Consider the following 1,653-nt stretch of genomic DNA (forward strand, 5'->3'; position numbering starts at 1 on the left):
AACCTTGTACTCCGTCGCTCCCTCGACCGCTTCCCAGGTGAGTTTGATCGCCTGATTAGCAGGGAAGCTTCTGCCGCAACCGGCTAGGCCGTTTGGCGGAGCCACTACGACCACGAACAGGCACCCTTCCTCGCTCCAATCCCCCAATGCGCTAGCCGTCTTCGCCCGCACCTTCCAGTAGTATTTGAAGGAGTCTGGCGGAGTCCACGTCCACGATGTCCCGCCTACGCTATCTACGCCACCAACTTTTGAGCCGACTCCTCCTTTGTAAACCCCCACCTCATACCAGCACGACCCGGAATAGCAGTTCGCCGCCTCAGTCCAGCGGAAGGTGATGGGGCTTCCCCGGACATATTGCTTGTTCCCACACGGCTCCAACTCTACGGGCTTCCCGGGGGGCGGCAGGGGCGTGCTCGTGACCGCCGTTGCAGAGGTCTCCGGCGTGCGTGTCGGTATGGCCGTCGTGGCGGTGGGCACTGGCGTTGTGGGCATTGGTGTTGCCGATGGCGTGACGCCAGGCGCAAGCGTAGCACTTGGCGTCACCCCCGCCGTGGGGCTGGCCGTCGGAGTGCCGCCCCCGCCAGCAGGGTGTGGCGTCAGCACAGACGAAAGAATCGCCGCCAGGGCAACCACCCCAACCACCGCTCCCACAACCGCCAGCGGAGCCCCCGCACCGCCCAGCCGCGCCAACCACCCGCCCGCGCCTGCGCCGCCCCTGGCTGCCGGTCTCGGCCTGCGAACAGGCGGGCTCTCCCGCGCCCTGGCAGGCCCTTGCAGCGCCGCCGCCATCTCTGCCCCGCTCCCGAACCGCCGCGCAGGGTCCTTCTCCAGCGCACGCAGTACCGCATTCACCACGTGAGGCGGCGCGCAGGAACGCAGCGGGCCAAGCGCCGGAGGCTCCATGCACACCTTGTACAGCACCGCGGGCGTGTTGTCCGCCTGGAACGGTGGCCGCCCGCACAGCATCTCGTACAGCACCACGCCCAGCGCGTACAAGTCGGTGCGGCGGCTCACGGATTTCCCCTCGGCCTGCTCCGGCGCCATGTACTCCGGCGTCCCGATGCTGACCCCCGACTTGGTCATCCGCGTCGCCCCCGCCACCTTGGCGATGCCGAAGTCGGTCAGGTAGGCATTGCCCTTGCGGTCCAGCAGGATGTTCCCCGGCTTCACGTCTCGGTGCACGACGCCCCACCCGTGGGCATATTCCAGAGCGCCTGCTATCTGGCTGGCGATGGAGACAGCCGTCGGCACGTCCAACGTCTTGCGCTTCTGGAGCAGCGCAGCCAGCGACTCGCCCTCCACCAGGTCCATGGCGATGAACAGCCAGCCGCCATCCTCGCCCGCTTCGTACACGCGGACGATGTTCGAATGCCGAAGTGAGGCGGACGTCCGCGCCTCGGCGCGGAACCGCTCCACGAACTGGGGTTCCGCGGCCAGGTGTTGGTGAAACACCTTGAGGGCCACGGGAGTCCTCAGGCTCACGTGGACGGCCTTGTAGACCCGTGCAAATCCGCCGATGCCAATGAGCCGCTCGATTCTATACGAGCCAATGGCCTTCCCGATGAGCGGGTCTGGCGTCATGGACTGCTCCAGGTGTAGCGCAGGGAATAGGGATGCTTCTGGCTAGCACCACTGTTTCGGCGTACCAGAAGA

1 protein-coding gene is annotated in these 1,653 nt (G+C 66.5%); it reads right to left on the reverse strand.

The features are described from left to right. Window positions 1-1,581 (reverse strand): serine/threonine protein kinase (locus H5T65_14120; GenBank protein MBC7260364.1); only part of this gene is annotated, 1,581 nt, incomplete at its 3' end. Between the last annotated feature and the right edge of the window lie 72 nt (window positions 1,582-1,653).

Source organism: Chloroflexota bacterium, from assembly GCA_014360805.1.
Classification (GTDB): domain Bacteria; phylum Chloroflexota; class Anaerolineae; order DTLA01; family DTLA01; genus DTLA01.